The organism is Pantoea piersonii (assembly GCF_003612015.1).
Taxonomy (GTDB): domain Bacteria; phylum Pseudomonadota; class Gammaproteobacteria; order Enterobacterales; family Enterobacteriaceae; genus Pantoea; species Pantoea piersonii.
Map to the genome: position 1 here is coordinate 1,114,092 of NZ_RARB01000001.1, position 20,960 is coordinate 1,135,051.

Annotated in this window: 18 protein-coding genes; 7 read left to right on the plus strand and 11 right to left on the minus strand. The window is 59.5% G+C overall.

What is annotated here, in order from left to right; translation table 11 throughout:
- The first annotated feature begins 10 nt into the window (after positions 1-10).
- Positions 11-883, plus strand: a complete 873-nt coding sequence (gene rhaR, locus D7S44_RS05370; RefSeq protein ID WP_120452674.1) for an HTH-type transcriptional activator RhaR — start codon at positions 11-13, stop codon at positions 881-883.
- Between the two features lie 207 nt (positions 884-1,090).
- Here the strand turns inward: rhaR and rhaT are convergent, their stop codons facing one another.
- Positions 1,091-2,125 (minus strand): L-rhamnose/proton symporter RhaT, encoded by a 1,035-nt coding sequence (gene rhaT, locus D7S44_RS05375; protein ID WP_120452676.1) that lies wholly within the window; start codon positions 2,123-2,125, stop codon positions 1,091-1,093.
- A 357-nt stretch (positions 2,126-2,482) separates the two neighbouring features.
- Between rhaT and D7S44_RS05380 the strand changes: the two genes are divergently transcribed.
- Both D7S44_RS05380 and D7S44_RS23275 read left to right on the plus strand, forming a co-directional pair.
- Positions 2,483-2,806, plus strand: a complete 324-nt coding sequence (locus D7S44_RS05380; RefSeq protein ID WP_120452678.1) for a hypothetical protein — start codon at positions 2,483-2,485, stop codon at positions 2,804-2,806.
- Between the two features lie 21 nt (positions 2,807-2,827).
- The gene (locus D7S44_RS23275) at positions 2,828-2,926 is read left to right on the plus strand and encodes a YoaK family small membrane protein (protein ID WP_143806249.1); all 99 of its coding nucleotides are present in this window, start codon (positions 2,828-2,830) and stop codon (positions 2,924-2,926) included.
- Between the two features lies 1 nt (position 2,927).
- Here D7S44_RS23275 and D7S44_RS05385 read toward each other — a convergent pair whose 3' ends face one another.
- A complete protein-coding gene (locus D7S44_RS05385; RefSeq protein ID WP_120452680.1) occupies positions 2,928-3,194 on the minus strand; it encodes a DksA/TraR family C4-type zinc finger protein in 267 nt (88 codons plus the stop codon).
- 240 nt (positions 3,195-3,434) lie between these two features.
- On the opposite strand from D7S44_RS05385, the gene aldA reads away from it, so the two are divergent.
- Entirely contained in the window at positions 3,435-4,874 is a 1,440-nt protein-coding gene (gene aldA, locus D7S44_RS05390; protein ID WP_120452900.1) for an aldehyde dehydrogenase, read from the plus strand.
- A gap of 32 nt (positions 4,875-4,906) precedes the next feature.
- On the opposite strand, the gene D7S44_RS05395 is transcribed toward aldA, so the two are convergent.
- Together D7S44_RS05395 and D7S44_RS05400 are read right to left on the minus strand one after the other, a co-directional pair.
- Positions 4,907-6,181, minus strand: a complete 1,275-nt coding sequence (locus D7S44_RS05395; protein ID WP_120452681.1) for an MFS transporter — start codon at positions 6,179-6,181, stop codon at positions 4,907-4,909.
- Positions 6,178-7,599, minus strand: coding sequence for a M20 family metallopeptidase (locus tag D7S44_RS05400; protein WP_120452684.1), 1,422 nt, complete (start codon positions 7,597-7,599; stop codon positions 6,178-6,180). Before D7S44_RS05400 ends, D7S44_RS05395 begins: the two co-directional genes overlap by 4 nt.
- Positions 7,600-7,754: 155 nt before the next feature.
- Between D7S44_RS05400 and D7S44_RS05405 the strand changes: the two genes are divergently transcribed.
- Positions 7,755-8,666, plus strand: coding sequence for a LysR family transcriptional regulator (locus D7S44_RS05405; RefSeq protein WP_120452902.1), 912 nt, complete (start codon positions 7,755-7,757; stop codon positions 8,664-8,666).
- Here D7S44_RS05405 and D7S44_RS05410 read toward each other — a convergent pair whose 3' ends face one another.
- Entirely contained in the window at positions 8,667-10,256 is a 1,590-nt protein-coding gene (locus D7S44_RS05410) for an ABC transporter substrate-binding protein (protein WP_179256427.1), read from the minus strand.
- A 122-nt stretch (positions 10,257-10,378) separates the two neighbouring features.
- Here D7S44_RS05410 and pepT point away from each other — a divergent pair, with 122 nt between their 5' ends.
- Positions 10,379-11,605, plus strand: a complete 1,227-nt coding sequence (gene pepT / locus D7S44_RS05415; RefSeq protein ID WP_179256424.1) for a peptidase T — start codon at positions 10,379-10,381, stop codon at positions 11,603-11,605.
- Between the two features lie 100 nt (positions 11,606-11,705).
- On the opposite strand, the gene D7S44_RS05420 is transcribed toward pepT, so the two are convergent.
- Together D7S44_RS05420 and D7S44_RS05425 are read right to left on the minus strand one after the other, a co-directional pair.
- Entirely contained in the window at positions 11,706-12,485 is a 780-nt protein-coding gene (locus D7S44_RS05420; RefSeq protein WP_120452690.1) for a transporter substrate-binding domain-containing protein, read from the minus strand.
- A gap of 17 nt (positions 12,486-12,502) precedes the next feature.
- Complete coding sequence (locus tag D7S44_RS05425) at positions 12,503-13,663, minus strand: methionine aminotransferase (protein ID WP_120452692.1); 1,161 nt, start codon at positions 13,661-13,663, stop codon at positions 12,503-12,505.
- A gap of 129 nt (positions 13,664-13,792) precedes the next feature.
- On the opposite strand from D7S44_RS05425, the gene D7S44_RS05430 reads away from it, so the two are divergent.
- A complete protein-coding gene (locus D7S44_RS05430) occupies positions 13,793-14,632 on the plus strand; it encodes a LysR substrate-binding domain-containing protein (RefSeq protein ID WP_120452694.1) in 840 nt (279 codons plus the stop codon).
- Here D7S44_RS05430 and D7S44_RS05435 read toward each other — a convergent pair.
- The 4 genes from D7S44_RS05435 to D7S44_RS05450 form a co-directional block, all read right to left on the minus strand.
- Positions 14,629-16,290, minus strand: a complete 1,662-nt coding sequence (locus D7S44_RS05435) for a methyl-accepting chemotaxis protein (protein ID WP_120452697.1) — start codon at positions 16,288-16,290, stop codon at positions 14,629-14,631. The genes D7S44_RS05430 and D7S44_RS05435 overlap by 4 nt on opposite strands.
- Positions 16,291-16,500: 210 nt before the next feature.
- A complete protein-coding gene (locus tag D7S44_RS05440; protein ID WP_120452699.1) occupies positions 16,501-18,018 on the minus strand; it encodes a carboxylesterase/lipase family protein in 1,518 nt (505 codons plus the stop codon).
- 98 nt (positions 18,019-18,116) lie between these two features.
- On the minus strand, positions 18,117-19,460 hold the full coding sequence (gene hglS / locus D7S44_RS05445) for a 2-oxoadipate dioxygenase/decarboxylase HglS (protein ID WP_120452700.1): 1,344 nt from the start codon (positions 19,458-19,460) through the stop codon (positions 18,117-18,119).
- A 69-nt stretch (positions 19,461-19,529) separates the two neighbouring features.
- Complete coding sequence (locus D7S44_RS05450; RefSeq protein ID WP_120452702.1) at positions 19,530-20,864, minus strand: MFS transporter; 1,335 nt, start codon at positions 20,862-20,864, stop codon at positions 19,530-19,532.
- Positions 20,865-20,960 lie beyond the last annotated feature (96 nt).

The following is a 20,960-nucleotide window of genomic DNA, read 5'->3' on the forward strand; positions in this document are numbered from 1 at the left end:
GGAGCGAGCGATGACGCTGATACTGAGCCGGGACGACTATTTTCCCGCGCCTGGCCTGCCGGTTACGGTGGCTGAACGTATGCCACAACCCTCTTTTCCCGCCCACCGGCATGAGTTTAGCGAAATTGTCATCGTCTGGCGCGGCAACGGCCTGCATATTCTCAACGATCGCCCCTGGCTGATTACCTGCGGCGATGTCTTCTATATTCGCGACCAGGATTGCCACAGCTACGACAGCGTCAACGACCTGGTGCTGGACAATATCCTCTACTGCCGCGATCGCTTCGGTCTTGCTCTCGACTGGGGGCAGCTATTGCCGCCGCAAGGCGTTGACGCGCCGGGCTGCTGGCGTCTGACCACCCGTGGCATGGCGCTGGCGCGCGGCGTGATCAGCCAGCTGGAGCGCGAAAGCCGCAAGAGCGATCCCCTTTCCATTCAGCTTACGGAAGCGCTTTTTTTACAGCTGGCGCTTATTCTTCGCCGCCACGGCTATGCGGCGGATCGCCCCTGGGCGCTGCCGGAAGGCGAGCAGCTCGATCTGCTGATGTCGGCGCTACAGGGCGCGGTGGCGCGCCCTTTCGATCTGGCGACCTTTTGCCAGCAAAATTCGCTGAACGAACGCGCGCTAAAGCAGCTCTTTCGCCAGCAGACCGGAATGACGGTCGGTCACTATTTGCGGCAGCTGCAGCTTTGTCAGGCAAAATATCTGCTGCGCACCCAGGATTGTCTGATCAGTGAAGTGGCGGCGCGCTGCGGCTTCGACGACAGCAACTATTTTTCGGTAGTGTTTACGCGCGAAACGGGTTTAACGCCCAGCGCCTGGCGCCAGCGGTTTGTGCCGCAGCGCTCGGGAAGCTCAGCACAGGACCGCGCGCCGTCCTGAAAAAGAGGTTACCCTTAATTTCTCAGGCCATGCCCAGAGCCTGCTAAGCGGGTGAAAAGGCCCGAAGAGCAAAGCGTCCCGCGACAAGGATGTCGCGGGCCGAGCTGGCATGGATGCCGTCTTTTGCGTCTTTGCGATCGGGCCTTCTCACCCGCGCTGGCACACTCTTGTACACCCATGCCTTGCTTGTTCTTACCCTGCATACACTCAGGCGGCCAGTCCAAGCCCGACAATATTAGCGGCGATAATAATCACCACGCAGCCGATCGACAGTACGCTGACCGGACGGCGTCCAGCCGATTTCCACTCTTTCATCAGCAAACCAACCAGCCCGCCGCACAGCACATAGAGACTCATATGCAGCATCCAGCTGACATAGTCATACTGCGGTGGAATGCTGGCGTGGCCCCAGGCATAGAAGAAAAACTGCAGATACCACATGGTGCCGCCCAGCACCGCGAAGGCGATATTGGCGATCAGCAGCGGTTTCGCCACGGAGAGATCCTGCCGCAGCGACAGCTCCGGCTTAACCGCCAGGCGGATAAAACAGAACGCCAGGTTAACCAGCGCCCCGCCGCCCATAATCACCACGTAGCTTGGCAGCGCGACGTAGAGCGGATCGATGCCCAACTGCGCCGCCGCCTCATGCATCGGCTTAGCCGCATCCATGGCGAACGACATGCCTGCCGAAAAAATGCCGCACAGCACCGCCAGCAGCAGCCCTTTTTTGAGATTGAACTCTTCCGCATTGATCCCCAGCGCGCGCTCTTTCAGCAGGCCGGCGCGCGAAACAATCGCTACGCCCATCAGCGCCACGGCAACACCGAGCAGGGTTAACCGGCCGCCGGTTGAGGCGAACAGCTCGCCGAAGCGTCCCTGGATAAGCGGCGTCATCAGGGTACCGACCACCAGCGTAATGCCGATGGCGATGCCGATGCCCATCGACATGCCGAGATAGCGCATCGTCAGACCGTAGTTAATGTTGCCGATGCCCCACATTGCGCCAAACAGAAATACCGGCAACAGCTGAGAAAGGCTGAAGCTGCTGTAGTAGGCCCAGAAGTTCGGCAGCAGTACAGCACTCACGGCCCATGGCAGGATCAGCCAGGACATAAAGCCGCCTACTGACCACATCGTTTCCCATGACCACTTTTTCACCTGTTTAAACGGCGCGTAGAAACACGCTGCGCTGGCAGCACCGACGAGATGCCAGAAGATACCTGCGATAATGGCACTGTTCATTGTTATTCCTTGCGTAAGGTTGAGGCCTACAGGAAACCCGGTTCCTGATTAGCAGGCAGTCTACGGCGCGCCTGAACGCCTCAGCCTTTGGATGGCTGCCGACCGCAAAGCGGGAATGGCAATATCCACCAGTTAGTCCCTACGCGGATCACAGTTTCGACTTTGTCGGATTCGCCGCGCACAGACCTGTTAAGTCGCTTATTATTCAGCATTTTTTTGAAAAGTGCTGTGCCGCGCAGCACATTTAACCGTTGGCTGCCGCCTTTTCCCGAACCCTGGCAAAAAAGGAAAGATCGCTTCACTAATGCGCGTTAACGCCGTATAAGACGTAGAAAATCTTCTATTGCCGGGATTGAGATGACGGGAAAATGGTTAACGCTGTTTTTAACGCGTTCGGTAAGCCGCGCGATGCTGGATGACCTGCGTGCCATTCTGCCCGCCAGCGCGTTAAAGATTTTTATTAATGAACTGGAAGAGGCGCAGTACGCCACGCTGGAGTGTCAACAGGCGGAAGAGAACTGCGCGCTGATCGCCTCGGCGCTGGTGGTATGGCGTCAGCTGGGCCAGGTCCACACCATTACCTATAAAAAAGGGGAAGTGCTGCGCGACGTCAGCGACGCCAGCCAGTTTCAACTCTTCAGTATGCTGAAAACGCACCGTGCAGTGATGCAGGTCGCCTGACGCGGAGATAACGAGGTTTCTATGAGAGTGGGTATTCTGTTTCCGATCGCCATTATTGTCGCCGGCGTCGGTTTTCTGGCATGGTTTATCGGCAGCGGACTCGCCATGCCAGGTTCCTGAACTAACGCAGCTGGCTGTCTTTACTGCCGCGTCGGTTATAGAGGGCGCTGCCTTTTAGCTGCTTATCGTGCGCCTGCTGACAGGCCAGGCAGAAGCGTACGCCCGGCACCGCTTCACGGCGCGCCTGCGGTATCGGCTCGCCGCACTCGTCGCAAAACTCCGCGCTTTCGCCCTTGCTCATCGTGCCGCGCACGCGAGCGATCTCATCGTTAACTGTACTTTCGATCTGTTCCTGAACGGCGCCGTCTGACGCCCATCCGCTAGCCATAACATCCTCCTCATGCTTCCTGAAAGTGTTGGCCCAAAATCCGTTTTGCGCAACGTAGAGAAGATATGCGGGCCATAGCGGATGAATACAACCTTTTGTCGCCGTCATCACTTTAATCTGCGTTTGTTTGCCAGCGCCGCGCCGCGGATGGCAGCCAGACTAAGGTGTCGCGGTCTGTTTTGTTTCACGCTGCATTTATAAAACATTTTATTAACGTACCCGACATCGGAGATGCAGCAGATGACAACAGAACTAAAACATTACATTAACGGCGAATTTGTCGCGCACCAGAGCGATAAATGGATTGAGGTGATCAATCCTGCGACCGAAGCGCTGCTGGCTCGCATACCCGAAGGCTGCGCGCAGGAGGCCAGCCGCGCGATTGAGGCGGCCGAAACTGCGCAGCCCGCCTGGGAAGCCCTGCCCGCCGTTGAGCGCGGCAACTGGTTGCGCAAGCTGGCGGAGGCTATTCGCGACCGCGAGCCTGAACTGACCGCCACCATCGTCGCTGAAGGAGGCAAAACGCAGGGGCTGGCGCAGACAGAAGTATTGTTTACCGCTGATTATCTCGACTATATGGCCGAGTGGGCGCGCCGCTATGAAGGCGAGATCGTCAACAGCGATCGCCCCAATGAAAATATTTTCGTATTTAAAAAGGCGATCGGCGTGACCACCGGCATTCTGCCGTGGAACTTCCCTTTCTTTTTGATTGCGCGTAAAGCCGCACCGGCGCTGATTACCGGCAATACCATCGTGATTAAACCAAGCGAACTGACGCCGCTCAACGCTGGCATCTTCGCCGAGATCGCGCATCACATCGGCCTGCCGCCGGGCGTAATCAATTTTGTCTATGGCTACGGCCCGGAGATTGGTCAGCAGCTGGCCTCTGACCCCAGAGTCGGTCTGGTCAGCCTGACCGGCAGCGTCGGGGCGGGCGTTGCCACCATGGCGGCCGCGGCGAAGAACGTCACCAAAGTTTCACTGGAGCTGGGCGGTAAAGCGCCAGCCATCGTGATGGATGATGCCGACGTGGACCTGGCGGTGAAGGCGATCGTCAGCTCGCGCGTAATCAACAGCGGACAGGTCTGCAACTGCGCAGAGCGCGTCTATGTGCAGGAAGGCATTTACGATCGCTTTATGACCGCCTTAACCGAGGCGTTTAAAGCCGTTAAATTTGGCGATCCGGCGGAGCAGCGCGAGATCGATATGGGACCGCTGATTACCGCCGCCGCGCTGGCACGCGTGGAGAAAAAGGTAGCGGACGCCGTGGCGGCTGGCGGCAAAGTGGTGCTGGGCGGCAAACGCGCCGGCAGTAAAGGCTTCTTTTTCGAGCCGACCATTATCACCGACGTGCGTCAGGATATGGAGATCATGCGCGAGGAGATCTTTGGGCCGGTATTGCCGGTAATGACGTTCAAAACGCTGGACGAGGCCATTGCGCTGGCCAATGACTGCGAATATGGCCTGACCTCTTCTCTCTATACGCAAAATCTCAATACCACCATGGTGGCGCTGCGTAAGCTGAAATTCGGCGAAACCTATGTCAACCGCGAGAACTTTGAAGCGATGCAGGGCTTCCACGCGGGCTGGCGTAAATCGGGCATCGGCGGCGCGGACGGGCGTCACGGGTTGGAGGAGTATCTGCAGACGCACGTCGCCTATCTGCAGTTCACGCTGTAATTGTTAAGCCGCCCTGTACGGGCGGCTGTTTTTCATGCGACGCGATGACGGCAGCGCAGCAGTGCCGCGGCGCTCAGCAGCGATACCGCCATCAGGTAGTATCCCGGCGCAAGGCTGCTGCCGGTGGCGTTAATCAGCAGCGTGCAGATCAGCGGCGCGAAGCCGCCGAAGATCGTTACCGCGACGTTATAGCTGATCGCCATGCCGCTGGCGCGCGTGCCGAGCGGAAAAAGATCCGCCATCACCGAAGGCACAGTGGAGAAGTAGATCGATTTCAGCAGCGCCATCCAGCCCACCAGCAGCAGCAGCGTCACCGGCGAGGTGTGATCCACCATATAGCGGAAGGCTGGATAAATCGTTACCAGCAACAGCAGCAGCGAACCCCACATCAGCGGCACACGTCCCACGCGCTCAGCCCAGAGCCCCATCAGCGGCGTCACCAGGGTCAGAATAATACCTGCCAGCAGCGTGGCGCTAAAGGCGACGCTTCCCGGCAGATGCAGCGTTTTGGTGGCATAGGTCGGCACATAGTTCAGCATGTAGTTTACCGCCGTTGAAATCACCATCAGACCGACCGCCAGCAGCATCAGCTCTTTCTGACGGCCAAACAGCTGCTTCAAAGGCGCTTCTGGTCTCTCCTGCTGCGTGAAGCTGGCTGGCTCATGAACGTGGCGACGGATATAAAGCCCCAGCGGACCGATCAGCAGGCCGAAGGCGAAAGGAATGCGCCAGCCCCACGACAGCATCTGCGTCTCACTGAGCATCTGCGTCAGTCCCAGCCCGAAAGCGGAAGCCATCAGCGTGCTCGCGCCCTGTGTCGCGAACTGCCAGCTGGCGATAAAGGCTTTACGCTCGGGAAAGTGCTCCACAAGAAACGCCGTGGAGCTGCCGAACTCCCCGCCCGCCGAGAACCCCTGAATCAGGCGCGCCAGCATAATCAACAGCGGCGCCGCCAGTCCGATGGTGCTGTACTCCGGCATAAAGGTGATCATCGCGCCGCCCAGCATCATCAGATTAATGGAGAGCAGCAGCGCCTTTTTGCGCCCGTGGCGATCGGCATAGTTGCCCAGCACCACCGCGCCGAGCGGCCGGATAAGAAAGGAGACGCCAAAGCTGCCGAAGGTCAGCAGCAGCGAAACGGAGGCGTCGCTGGTGGGAAAAAAGGCGTGCGCGATATAGCTGGCGAAAAAGCCGTAGACCGCAATGTCGAACCACTCCAGCGCATTGCCGATACAGGTAGCGAACAGGGTTTTATGCAGGCTCGGCTTGCTCTGAACCAGCGGAACCGCTTGCGTCAGGTTGCTCATGTGCGCGCTCCCTGATAAGCCTGCTGCCGCGCCAGCAGCGCCTCGCCCTCTTCGCCCAGCTGCCAGAACAGCCGCGTCATGATTAGCAAACCTTCGCGCGCTACGGACTTCAGCATATGCTCGTTAACGCCGTGCTGGCCGCAGGCGGGATAGGAGTGTGGCACCCACAGCGTCGGCAGACCGAGAATGTCGGAAAAGACCTCATTCGGCAGTGAGCCGCCCAGATTAGGCAGCAGCGCCGGTTTTTTGCCGCTGCTGACGGCAAGGCTCTCCAGCGCCCAGGCGACCAGCGGGCTTTGGGGATCGAGACGCGTTGCGGGCGATCCGCGCAGGAAATCGACCTGAACATTGTCAAAACCCTGCGCACGCAGATGCGCCTCGACGTGCGGCACCAGATTCTCCCAGTCGGTGCCCACCACAAAACGCAGCTGACACACGGCGGTCGCCTTACCGGGAATGGCGTTCATCGGACGCGCCGGGTTGCCGGTTTCGAACGCCAGCACCTCCAGCGTGTTCCAGCCGTAAAGGCGCTCGGCAGGGGTCAGGCCGGGTTCGCCCCAGTTTGCGTCCAGCGCCGGATCGCCCGGCATACCGCCTGGCTCGATATCGCTGAGAATGGCGCGCACCGCCGCGCTCAGCGAGTCGGGCTTCAGCGCCTCGACCTGCAGCACGCCGTGCGCGTTGACCAGCGAGGCGATAGCGTTTGCCAGCTGCGTGCCGGGGTTGCTTAACAGCCCGCCCCAGTTGCCGGAGTGGTAGGCGTTGTCACGCGCGTTGATGGTCAGACGGAAATTGGCCGCGCCGCGCGATCCCAGGAAAAGCGTAGGCCGCGGCGCGCTGACGCGCGGGCCGTCCGACGCGATAAAGAGGTCAGCGCGCAGCAACGCCTGCTGCTGCTGGCACAGCTCGGCCAGCCCTGGCGAGCTAATCTCTTCGCCCATCTCGAACAGAATCTTGCAGTTAAAGCCGAGACGGCCGCCGCGCGCATGGTAAACCTGCTCCAGCGCCGCAAGATTAATAGTGTGTTGCCCTTTGTTATCGGCGCTGCCGCGCCCATACCAGCGATCGCCCTCTTCCGTCAGCCGCCAGGGCGCAAGGCCGTCACGCCAGTTTTCATCATCGCCGAACACCACGTCGCCGTGGCCATAAACGAGCAGCGTTGGCAGCGCCTCGTCCTCGATGCGCGTCGCCACCAGAAACGGGCGGTTTCCAACGACCGGATTATCGATAAAGTGCAGCGCAAAGCCGAGCGCCGACAGCTGCGGCGCGATCTCTTCATGCAAATAGTGATGTAGCTCATCGTCGCGATCCGCGCGCTGGCTTTCGGTCACGCACGCCACGCGGCGCGCCAGAAGCTGTTTAAATTCCCCGCTGTCGAAGTAGCGCATCGCCTGTTGAATAGCCTGCTGTTCCGTCATGTTTGCCCTGTCTTTTTTTATTTTGTCGTCGCTCTATCTTTGCCAAAAGGTTGGCCTTGCCACAATTATCAATTTATCGACATAGCCTTGCTTTTAAAGCAAAGCTAAAATGCCCGATAAAGAAGCATGCACCGACGGGGTGCAGAGGTCAGATGATGCTGAGCAGTGAAATTCGTTATTTTCTTGCCGTCGCCAGCAGCGGTTCGCTGAGCGCCGCCAGCGAACAGCTTTTTGTGGCGGTATCGGCTATCAGTCGGCAAATTCAGCGGCTGGAGGCGCAGGTGGGCGCGCCGCTGTTCGATCGCCATGCGCGCGGCATGGTGCTTAATGAGGCGGGTGAAATCCTTGCCCGTCAGGTACGACAAAGCATGCTGGATATGGATTACGCGCTGGCGGAAATTAAAGGACTGAAGGCGATCCGCCGCACCCTGATCCGCATCGCCTGTACCGACGGCATGGCGTTCAGCCTGCTGCCCGGCCTGCTGGCGGAATTTCGCGCCCTTAATCCCGGCGTTTACTTCGCACTCAAGGTCGAGGGTTCCCAGGCAGTGGCCGAGCGGGTACGCGCTGGCGAATGCGATGTGGCGCTACAGTTCAGCCTGCATCCCGAGAGCGGCGTGGAAGTGATGGGCTCCTGGCCTGCCCCGGTGCTGCTGGCGATGCATAAAGATCATCCGCTGGCGCAGCAGCCAGCGCCGGTGACGCTGGAGGCGCTCAGCCCCTATCCGATGGCGCTGCCGGAGCAGAACACCACGGTGCGTCAGCTGTTCGATCTGGCCTGTCAGATGCGCGGCTGCGTGATTGAGCCGGTGCTGACCTGCGACTATTTCGCCACGCTCTACCACTTTCTGCTCAGCACGCCAGAGGCGATCACCATCAGCAGCGCCTTTACCCTGCTTAACGAAACGCAGCGCGATCTGGTGCTGCGGGAGATGGGCGTTGACCAGCTCAGCCAGCGTACGCTGCAGCTGCAGCGGGTTTCAGGGCGGCAGCGCAACGCGGCGCTGTCGCCCTTTCTCTCTTTTCTCCAGCAGCGCCTGAATGAGATCGCCGCCGGACTGGCGTAACTACTCGTTGATATCGACCGGATAGAAGATGTGCTTGCCGAAGGGATCGATATCGTAGCCGCTCACCTCTTTACGCACCGGCTCGAAAATGGTCGAGTGCGCAATCATCACCGCAGGCATCTGGTCATGCATTATCTGCTGCGCCTGCAGATAGAGCGCAGTGCGCTTGCCCTGATCCGGCTCGGCGCGCGCCTCGGTAATCAGCTTTTCAAACGGCTGATAGCACCACTTCGAGGAGTTCGAGCCGCCCTGCGTCGATTTACAGCTGTAGAGCGGCCCGAAGAAGTTGTCCGGATCCCCGGTCGCGGTTGTCCAGCCCATCAGCGCCGCCTGGTGTTCGCCGCTGCGCACCCGCTTGAGATATTCGCCCCATTCGTAGGTCACGATGGTCGCCTTGATGCCGACCTTCGCCCAGTCTGCCTGGATCATCTCCGCCATACGGCGCGCGTTAGGGTTATAGGGACGGGAGACCGGCATCGCCCAGAGCGAAATTTCGGTGCCGGGAGCGATGCCCGCCTGCTTCAGTAGCGCTCTGGCCTTTTCCGGATCGTAATCATAATCCTTCAGATCTTTGTTTTCGCTCCAGACGCCTGGCGGCAGAATATTTTTGGCCGCGGTGCCGGTGCCTTTGAAGATAGCGTCGATGATGGCGGGCTTGTTGATCGCCATTGCCAGCGCCTGACGCACCTCGACCTTATCCAGCGGCGCTTTAGTGGTGTTAAACGCCAGGAAACCGGTATTCAGTCCCGCTTTATGCATCAGGTTGATAGCCTGATTGCTGCGCATTTTCTCCAGATCGGCAGGATTGGGGAACGGCATCACCTGACATTCCCCCTTCTCCAGCTTGGCGAGCCGAACCGAGGCGTCCGGCGTAATGCTGTAGACGATGCGATCCAGCTTCGCCTTGCCTGCCCAGTATTGCGGGAAGGCTTTATAGAGAATGCGGGAATCTTTCTGGTACTGCACCAGCTGGAACGGGCCGGTGCCGATGGGATCCATATCGACTTTTTCCGGCGTACCCGCCTTCAGCATCCGATCGGCGTATTCGGCGGAGTGGATGGAGGCGAAGTACCAGGCGAGATCGGCGAGGAATGGCGATTCCGCATGGTTAAGCGTAAAGCGCACGGTGTGGTCGTCGACGCGGTCGATGCTTTTAATCAGCGTCGTCAACTCCAGACTGTCGAAGTTAGCGTAGGTGCCGCCAGAGACGTTGTGGTAGGGATTTTTCGGATCCATCTGCCGCATAAAAGAGAAAATAACGTCATCGGCGTTGAAGTCACGGCTGGGTTTGAAGAGTTTGTTGCTCTGAAACTTAACGTTTTGACGCAGATGGAAGGTATAGACCTTGCCGTCCGGGCTGATCTCCCAGCTTTCAGCCAGGCTCGGCACCAGTTCAGTTGTGCCATATTTAAAATCCACCAGCCGGTTGAATACCGGCACTGCGCTGGCGTCCACGCTGGTTCCCGAGGTGTAGAGCTGCGGATTGAAGTTCTCCGGCGACCCTTCCGCGCAGTAAACCAGCGTTTTCGCGCTGGCGTTATGCGCCATGGCGGCGGTCAGCAACGCCAGCATCGCTATCTTCGCTTTCATCATTTCCTCACTTTTTATTGACTTCCGTTGGTCAGATTCCCTAAATGATCCAGGCGCTTTATGGATATCACGTTTTCGTAACATAGCGAACCCTGCTGATGGCAGACAAATAAGGAACAGTGATGACAGCCCTTGCAAATCAGTTAACCCAACGCTTTTTCCGTTACCTGGCCGTTAGCAGTCAGAGCGACGCTACATCGAACACTTTGCCGAGCACGCCCAGCCAGCACGCGATGGCGCGGCTGCTGGCGGAGGAGCTCACCGCTCTCGGCCTCGACGAGGTGGTGATCGACGACTGCGCCACGGTGACCGCCGTGAAGCGCGGCAACCGGCAGGATGCGCCGCGCATCGGTTTTATCACCCATATCGATACCGTTGACGTAGGCCTGTCGCCCGATATTCATCCGCAGATCCTCACCTGGCAGGGAGAAGATCTGCTGCTCAACGCGCGCGAAGATATCTGGCTGCGTCGGGACGCGCACCCGGAGATCGCGCCCTATCTCGGCGAAGAGATTATTTTCAGCGACGGCACCAGCGTGCTGGGCGCGGACAATAAAGCGGCGGTGACGGTGGTGATGACATTGATGGAGAATTTGCAGGGCGATCACGGCGATATCCTGGTGGCCTTTGTGCCCGATGAGGAGATCGGTCTGCGCGGCGCGAAAGCGCTGGATCTGGAAAAGGGTTTTAACGTCGATTTTGCCTGGACCATCGACTGTTGCGAACTGGGCGAAGTGGTATATGAAAATTTCAATGCCGCGTCGGCGGAAATAACCTTTACCGGCGTGCCTGCGCACCCGATGTCGGCCAAAGGCGTGCTGGTCAATCCGCTGCTGATGGCGCACGACTTTATCAGCCTGTTCGATCGTCGGGAAACGCCGGAGCACACCGAAGGTCGTGAAGGCTATATCTGGTTTAATGAAATGCAGGCGGGCGCCAGCCAGGCGACGCTAAAAGCCTCGATCCGCGATTTCGATCTGACGCAGTTTGCCGCGCGCAAAGAGCAGCTACATCAGGCGGTAGCAGAGATCGCCCGGCGCTACCCAACGGGCAGCGTCGCAATTCGCATCAGCGACATTTACAGCAATATCAGCAACGCCGTGGGCGAGGATCGTCGCGCTATCGAGCTGATCTTCACCGCGCTGGCGGATCTGAATATTGAGCCGAAGGTGATCCCGATGCGCGGCGGCACCGACGGCGCGGCGCTCTCGGCGAAAGGCCTGCTGACGCCAAACTTCTTTACCGGCGCGCACAACTTCCACTCCCGCTTCGAGTTTCTGCCGATTTCGTCGTTTGTGAAGTCCTACCAGGTGGCGGAGAGGCTCTGCTTGCTGGCGGCGCAGCGCTAAACCATCAAAAAAGCAGCCAGGTTCAGGGCGCGGGTCATATCCTGTGCGACCGCCCCCTGCCCAGCCTGGTTCAAGGCGGCTGTCCGCCGCCTGCCTGCTCTTACTTCTTCACGCTGACGTCGATGCCGGGAAAATATTTCTCCGCCAGTTTTTTCACCGTGCCGTCATCCTGAATTTTAGTAATCGCCGCATCCAGCGCCTGCTTCAGTTGGGTATCGCCCTTACGCAGTCCAAAACCGATGCCGGTACCGAGGATCGCGTCATCTTCTACCGCTTTACCGGCAAAAACGAAGCCCTTGCCCTGCGGTTTATCGAGGAAACCTGACTGGCCCGCGGCAGACATCACCAGCGTGCCGTCAAGACGACCTGCGACCATATCGTTATACACCTGATTCTGATCCTGATAAGAGGTCACGGTAACGCCCTGCGTTTCCCAGTGCTTTTTGGCGTAGGTTTCCTGAATCGACCCCTGCAGCACGCCGATATTCTTGCCCTTCAGCGCCTCAGCGGTCGGCTGCAGCTTCTCGCCCTCTTTGACGATCAGCATGCTCGGAATACGGTAGACTGGTTTGGTGAAATCGATGCTTTTCGCCCGCGCTTCGGTGATATTCATCGCTGAGTTAATGGCGTCGAACTTCTTCGCCTGCAGCGCCGGGATCAGCGCGTCGAAACTGCTCTCCACCCAGTGACAGTCGAAATTGCCGGTCGCGCAGATAGCTTTGCCCAGCTCGATGTCGAAGCCTTCCAGCTCGCCCTGCGCGTTACGGCTCTCAAACGGCGCATACTGCGACTCCAGGCCATAACGCAGCGTTTCCGCCGCCAGCGCATGCACCGAACTCATCAGCCCCAGCGCAAGAAAGAGCGCGTTTAGTTTTTTCATCTTATTTTCCCCTGAGATTAACCCTTCACCCGACAGAGCGCCTCTGCGCCGCGCTGCAGAGTGGCGTCGTCTTTTGCAAAAGAGAGACGAATCACGTTGTTATCGGTGCCGTCCATATAAAACGCCGAGAGCGGAATGGTTGCCACGCCGTGCTCGACGATAAGACGTTTTACCATCTCGCTGTCAGCTTCGTCACTGAAATGTCCGTAGCTGGCTAAAACAAAAAACGAACCGGCGCACGGCAGCAGCTTAAACGGCGAATCCTGCAGCAGCGACACCAGACGATCGCGCTTCTGCTGGTAAAATGCCGACAGCGACAGATAGTTTTCGGCGCGCTGCAGATAGTGCGCAAAGCCGATCTGCATCGGCGTATCGGCGGCGTACATCATAAACTGATGCACTTTCACCAGCTCCTCCATCAGTTCGGCGGGCGCAAGACAATAGCCGACGCGCCAGCCGGTAACGTGAAAGGTTTTGCCGAAGGAAGAGACGATCACGCTGCGCTGCGCCAGCTCTGGATGGGTCGCCATCCCGCAGTGCGCGCGGCCGTCGAACACAATATGCTCATAGACTTCGTCAGAGAGCACCACAATATCGGTGCCGCGCGTCAACGCCGCCAGCTGCGCCAGATCGGCGGGCGTCAGCACCTGTGCGCTCGGGTTGTGCGGCGTATTAATAATGATCATGCGGGTGCGCGGCGTCAGCGCGGCGCGCAGCTCATCCCAGTTAATGGCATAGTCGGGGAACTGCAGCTTCAGGCCAACCGGCGTGCCGCCCTGCAAACGCACCACCGGCGCGTAGCTGTCGAAAGCGGGCTCGAAGAAGATCACTTCGTCGCCCTGGCTCACCAGCGCTGTAATCGCCATATAGATGCCCTGGCTGGCGCTGCCGCTGATCAGCACTTCGGTCGCAGGATCGTAGTGTTGACCATAGAGCGCGGCGACCTTAGCCGCCAGCGCCTCTTTCAGCGCAGGCCAGCCGGTCATCGGCGCATACTGGTTATGCCCTTCGCGCATGGCACGGCTGACCTCCACCACCAGTGCCGGATCGCACGGGAAGTTGGGCGCGCCCTGTGACAGATTGATCGCGCTGTGCTGCGCAGAGAGCTGACCGATGACGCTGAATATCGTGGTGCCTACGTCGGGCAATTTAGAGGTGACGTTAACGCTGCTTTTCATCGGACGAGCTCCTGCGCGGCTGCATAAAAATGTCGATTTAATTGATTTCTATTCAACGACCCGGCGCTTGAGCCGACAAGCGAATTGTTGTCATAATAGCCATGACTAAAATGCATAGCTGGAGTGATAATGCCGCGTTCTCTGCCGCTTAACGCTATACACGCCTTTCTGGTGACCGCGCGCCATCTCAACCTGACGCGCGCAGCGGGCGAGCTCTGTATTACTCAGGGCGCAGTCAGCCGCAAAATCGCCACGCTTGAACACTATCTGGGCTTCGCGCTGTTCGAGCGGCACGCGCGCGGCCTGCGCCTGACCGCACAGGGAGCAGCGCTGCTGCCAGAACTGCGCCAGGGTTTTGAACAGATGCTGAGCGCCACGGACAGGGCGATGCGCCATCACGGCGTCATTCGGCTAAAAGCGCCGACCTGCGCGATGCGCTGGCTGGTGCCGCGCCTGGTGGCGCTGGAGCAGCAGCGGCCGGAACTGCATGTCGCCCTGACCACCACGCTGGAGCATCACGCTCAGCTGGATGGATTCGACGCTGCCATCCTTTACGGTACGCCGCTGCCAGGGACGATACATCTGTTTGATGAGGCGATTACGCCGGTCATGGCCGCCGACATCGCGCCGCCCGCCTCGCCCGAGGCGCTGGCGGCGATGACCTTTCTGCATCCCACCAGCGATAGCCGCGACTGGCAGCTGTGGCTCGACGCCCAGAATACCAGGCTGACGATGACGCGTAATCAACACTTCAGCACCATGGATCTGGCGATCAGCGCGGCGATACAGGGTTTTGGCGTAACGGTAGCGGATATTAATCTGGTGGAGAGCGATCTGGCGAACGGACGCCTGATTGCGCCGTTCGCCAGTCGGGTGAAAACCGGGGCGGCCTACAGCCTGCTGCAGCGCCCGGTCAAAGATGCGCCGCCTTTCCTGTCGGATCTGGCGGCATGGCTGTCACGCGATTAAAAGGTTACCCATTCGCCGCTCTGGTCTGCCCCAGAGCGATGCGCTGCGGCTACGGACGGCGTAGCGCTGTTGCCGCGAGGCGGCGCGCTGGCAATCGGCTCGTGCGACGAAAGACGGAACCGGGAGACCGAGGCTTCCAGCGATTCGGTCTGACGCGCCAGCGCGGCGGCGGCGGATGAGACCTCCTCCACCAGCGAGGCGTTCTGCTGCGTCACGCTGTCCATTTCGGTGACGGCTACGCCAACCTGCGAAATGCCTTTGCTCTGCTCTTCCGACGCGGCGGCAATCTGTTTCATGATGGCGTCGACATCCTGCACCGACTTAAGAATATTGTGCATGGTGCTGCCGGTGTTGCTCACCAGGACCGCGCCTTTGTCCACGCGCTGTACCGAATCTTCAATCAGCGCGGCGATCTCTTTCGCCGCGGCGGCGCTGCGCTGCGCCAGATTGCGCACCTCGCTGGCGACGACTGCGAAGCCACGCCCCTGTTCGCCGGCACGCGCCGCTTCAACCGCTGCGTTCAGCGCCAGAATATTGGTCTGGAAAGCGATGCCGTTGATGACGCTGGTGATCTCGGCAATTTTTTTCGAACTGCCGGAGATGCCGTTCATGGTAGAGACCACTTCGCTCACCAGCTGGCCGCCCTGCTGCGCCGTTGACGAGGCGGTTTCTGCCAGCATGCTGGCCTGACGCGCGTTGTCGGCGTTGAATTTCACCGTTGCGGTCAGCTGTTCCATACTGGCGGCAGTCTGTTCCAGCGCCGCCGCCTGCTCTTCCGTGCGTGAAGAGAGATCGTTGTTGCCCGCTGAGATCTCTGCCGCGCCGCGCGAGATATTCTCGGTACCGCTGCGGATCGCGCTGACCGCTTCGCGCAGGCTCTCCTGCATGGCGCTCAGCAGCGGCACCAGCTTGCCGACGCAGTTGCGTCCGAACGGCGCAACCGGCTGGCTAAGATCGCCTGTGGCGATCACGGCGAAATGCTCACGGATGCGATCCAGCGGTTTCACCAGCATGGTGACCAGATAGCGATCGGTAAACAGCAGGATCACTAAGCCCAGAATGACCGCTGCCACCAGCGTAATTTTCGTCAGTACGGTGAGGCGATCGACTCTGACACGGGTCTGATCCAGCTTGACGGCCGCCGCCTGATTGAACGCCTCGGCGCTGGCGCCAAAAGCGCGGCTCAGCGCAGGGGTTACCGTACTGGCGTGCTGGCGATAGGCTTCCAGCGAGTCCTGACGCGCTTTCTGCAGCTGCGGCGTCACACCCTCATCCAGCAGCTTTTGCCAGCTGCCGATCACCTGGTCGACGATCTGCGCCTCCATCGGGCCTGGCGCCATCTGTTTAAACTGCGCCAGCTGTTGCGTCATATTGTTCAGCGCCTGCTGAACCGGCTGCCAGTCCGCCTCAGTCGGCTGCGCACCGCCCGCTTTGCTTTCCATAATGCGCGACAGGCGCGTGATGACGCGAAAATACTGGTCGTTGCCTTTGCTTAAGGTGGTCATCTGCGCCACCAGATGACGATCGACGTCGTTGCCCTCACTGAGCGAACCGAGCGAGTGCACGCTGAACCAGCCTACTGCGCACCACAGCAAGCAAAAGAGACCGAGAATCCACAACATGACGGTGCGAATCGTGAAATTTTTTAATATACCCATAGCCAAATCCTTGACGGTGAAAACCGAGAGGGGCCCGATAATCTCGGGCATAATGGCGTTATCGGCAGAAATTAAGGAAGATATAGCGGTTTAGTTAGCAATAAAGTTGCTTAATGCTTATGGGAGGTTTAAGCATAACGTAATGATTTACAAAGGTTAGCATCGAAAATGCCGGGTAAAAATCAGTTCTGCTGCCTTAATAATTAGCCGTCAAAGCTTTACCATACTTTTCATCATCAGGCGAAACAGCCTCAGACGCGCGCGCATAAAATTGCGTTTGAGCAGTAGCGCCTTCTCACCGCCTTCACCGAACGACAGCGTGAGATCTTCGCCGGGATGCCAGGTGGGCCAGCTTATTTCGCCCTCCAGCCGGTGGCTGAATTCATTTGCGTCGCGCGCAAAGGCGAACCAGTAATCCGCCATACGCTGCGAAAAGGCGCGATCGCTGGCGGTGTAGGGGCGTTCACTGTCGGCAGGCTGCATCGTCGCCAGGGTATTAAGCGTATAGGGTACCTCATTGCCATGCCATGCGCCGTGCGGATAGAGATCGCGCGACTGTTCGGAAACATAGTCGAACCAGTAGCGCCAGCCCGGCATGCCGACGTTGTGCTGCGCGCGCATCAGGATCCACGGCATGACGCTAAAGGCCATATCGCGCGCTGCCGCACGTCCCAGCAGGCGATCGTCGTGAATATCGTACAGCCATTTCAGCAGCCGATAGCTGAGCGGCCTGCTGGCGCGCAGCTGTCGTATGACTGTGGCGGTATCCACATTAAAATAACCCAGCACGCTGGCTTCGTCGCTGTTGCTGCCAGCCATCAGCGGAATGCGATGCTGTCGCCCCGCCATAAAGGTGGGCAACACCGGCTGCGGCAACACGGCGTCGCCAGCAATCGGCACCGGCCCGTGCCACAAAGGCGACTCCAGCGGCCAGAAGGCGTCGGCAGGCAGTTCGCGTAGCTGCTGCGCGGTAGCGTTGCGCAAACCGAAATGCGCCGCGACCTGCTCGCCCACTTGCAAAGCCGCTTTACGCGGTTTGTCCGGCAGGCTATAGGCGCTTTGCACGATCGCTTTATGAAACAGCCCCTCCGCCAGCGGCGAGCAGCAGAGCGAAAGCACGCTGCGCGCGCCGGACGATTCGCCAAAGATAGTGACGTTGTCACGATTACCGCCAAATGCAGGAATATTGCGCTGTATCCACTGCAGCGCCGCTATCTGGTCGAGCAGAGCGAAGTTATTAACGATGCCGCCGTCGCGGTACTCCGCGTCCAGCGCCGGATGCGCGAAAAAACCGAGATGACCGAGACGGTAATTCACCGTTACGACCACTGCGCCGCGCGCCGCCATCGGCTTGCCGTTATAGGGTGCCAGCCCGCCCGATCCCATAACGAAACCGCCGCCGTGCAGCCAGACCATCACAGGCAATGGCCGTGACGGCTCGACGTCAGGCGTCCAGACGTTGAGATAAAGGCAGTCTTCGCTGAGCGGGCCGGGATCGCCGCCGCCTGCGGCAACGCAGAGCGCGCGGTTCTGCCAGCAGGCGGCGCCGAATGCGGTTGCGTCACGCACCTCCTGCCAGGGCGTTACCGGCTGCGGCGCGCGCCAGCGCAGCGCGCCCACCGGCGCGGCGGCATAAGGAATACCCTTAAAGACAAAGAGATCATCATCCATACTTCCTCTTAGCTCGCCTTCCGCTGTTCGGAGGCGCAGAGGTCGTCTGTTTTTCATTACCTGTTCCCTGATAAAGCGTTAAGGCATTATCTACAGGCCGTTAAGATATTGTCTATGTCCTTAGTGCATTTGCAGAATATGCTGAGCCGCCCGCGTTAAGCGTCGCTGATACCGCATCGTACCAGCGATTGCTGCTGACGCGCCTGATAGAGCTGCATCTCATCCTGCACCGACGCGCCCAGCGCCGCTTCAAAATCCGCCCTGCTGGCATTGCCTGCCGTACGCGCCTGCGCCTTATCGCCCAGGTTTGACTGGAATATACCTGCCGCGCTGACCGGCAGAAAATCTTCATAAACAACCGGATCGGCGATAATGCGTCCCTGCTCGATCAGCGTCGCCAGCGATTCGCCCGGACGCGGCGGTTGTGCCTCGCCCTTTTCGCTCAGCCGATAGTCGAACCAGGCGAGCTGCTGCTCGCGCAGGCTGCGCTCATCGTCGGGAAAATCGCGAAATACCTCGGCCAGCCGCTGCTGATGCTGCTGGTTGTCGGTGCCGGTGCCCGCTTCCGCCAGCAGACGATCGTACAGCGCGCGGCCTTTCGGCGTCAGCGCCACGCCGCGCTGCTCGATTTCGCCAAAGCGCGCGGTATGGGTGCCGCTCTCGCCCTGCTGGAAACGTACCGGCTCCTCCAGCGCCTTAAAACTGGTCTGCCGCAGCAAAATCGGCACTTCGCGTCGTGGCGGCCCTTCAATCAGGGCTTTTGGATCGATGCCGTATTCTGGCATCAGCGACTGCACCAGGTCGATGTCGAGCGTGCGCGGCGTCAGGTGATTGATATGGCATCCCGGAAAGCAGACCACGTCGGCAATCAGGCGATGCTGCTGGCTCAGCGCCTGATAGGTCTCGCTGTCGACAGTGCTCACGCCATGCCAGCGGAACGTCTCCAGCGCCTCTTTGACAAAGGCGTCGGCGTCCGCGTCACTGAGGCCGCCCTGCTGCTGATGTTGCGCGATCAGCGCCCGGCAGCGCGGCGTAAAAATGTCGCGCCGCGCCAGTATCGCCGCCGCTTTTTCCCGCAGCTGAAGATCGTCAATGAGCTCCAGCCGCAGCAGCGAGGTAAAAATGCGGAAGGGATTGCGGCGCAGCGCCGCGTCGCTGACCGGACGAAACGCGGTGGAGTGCACCGGCACGCCCGCTTGCGACAGATCGTAGTAGCCGACCGGCTCCATACCCATTACCGCGAACATCTGCCGCAGCGTCGCCAGCTCTTCAGCCGTGCCGACGCGAATGGCGCCGTGACGCTCCAGATTGAGGCGCTCAAGCTCGTCCGCCGCTTCCAGCCGCGCTTTCAGCGCCGGACGGTCGGCTAAACAACGCGCATTGACGCGCTGTACCAGCGTCATCAGCGTGCCATACTGCGGCACCTCCTGCTGATACATTGCGGACATCGCCTGTGAGAAGCGCGTACGAATAGCGTCCGCGCTGAGGAAGTGATTCATGGTGCCTGCTCCTGACATGATCGACGTTGCTGCTACTGTAGAGCAACGCGAAATCGGCAGGCAAAAAAGTTACGGATTTGTGATCGGCTTAAAGCCGAAGCGATTTTTCATCACCAGCATCAACGTGGTCAGCAGCGCGGGAATCGCCAGCAGTACGAAGATCAGGCTGAAAGACCAGCCGAGAGAGAGCATCTCCGCGCCGACAAAGGCGCTGAGGATAGCCCCGACGCGGCCAACACCATGCATCCAGCTGGAGCCCGTCGCGCGCGCATGGGTGGGATAGTAGCTGGCGGAAAGCGCATTCATGCCCGTATTGGCGCCGTTGAAACAGAAGCCGCTGAGAAAGGCGATGCCGCTCATCATCCCCACTTCTGCAGGCGAAAAGCCCAGCGTGACAATCGCCAGCCCACCGCAGAAATAGATGACCGCCAGTGCCAGATTCGCATTAAAGCGATCCATCAGCCAGCCGGCAAACAGCGAGCCAAGGGTACCGCCCGCCTGATACATGGCGGTGATAATAGCCGCGTCGGTAACTGACATGCCCAGCGTATTGATAAGCGATGGCAGCCAGCTGCCGATCAGGTAAACCAGAAACAGCCCCATAAAGTAGCCGCCCCACAACATCAGGCTGCCGAAAAGATAACGACGGGAGACGACGGTAGCGATTGCGCCCTGGGTCTGCGGCGTCGGCTCCTGCGAGTGAAACGCGCTGTCGGGCCGTGTGGCACCGGGCAGCATCCGCTCCAGAATAGCGTGAATGCGCGTCGCCGGCGCGCGGCGGCTAATCAGAAAACGCACCGACTCCGGCACACCGCGCATTAAAAACGGCAGGACCACCAGCGGCAGAATGCCGCCCAGCATCATGACCGCATGCCAGCTGTAGCGCGGCAGCAGCCAGGAGGCGGCAAAACCACCGCTGGCGGCGCCGAAGGTAAAGCCGCAGAACACCACGGTAATGATAAAGGCGCGGCGGCGCTCCGGCGCATATTCCGCCACCAGCGTGCCGACGTTAGGCATTGCCGCGCCCAGGCCCAGACCGGTCAAAAAGCGAAACAGCATCATCTGCTCGATGTTATTTGCCAGCGCAGTGGCGAGCGTCCATAGCCCGAAGAAAAAGACGCTGAGGATAATCATCATGCGGCGGCCGTAACGATCGGCCAGCGGCCCCGCCAGCATGGCGCCGAGCGCCAGCCCGACGAGCGCCGCGCTGATCACTACGCCAAGCTGATGATTGGTGACGCCCCAGCCCGCCTTGAGCGTCGGGGCGATAAAGCCCATCAGCGCGATATCCATGCCGTCAAGGGCGACCACAATAAAGCAGAGCGCAATCAGGCGCTTTTGCCAACGGCTCAGCTCTGACTGATTGATTAACTGGCGAACGTCTACTGCTTCAATGCTGGTCACTGCGAACTCCTCACTGCGCTCATCTCTTGAAACATCAGTTTTGGTAAAAAAAACGGCAGCTATGATAGCCCATCGTTAACAATAAGGCGTTCGATT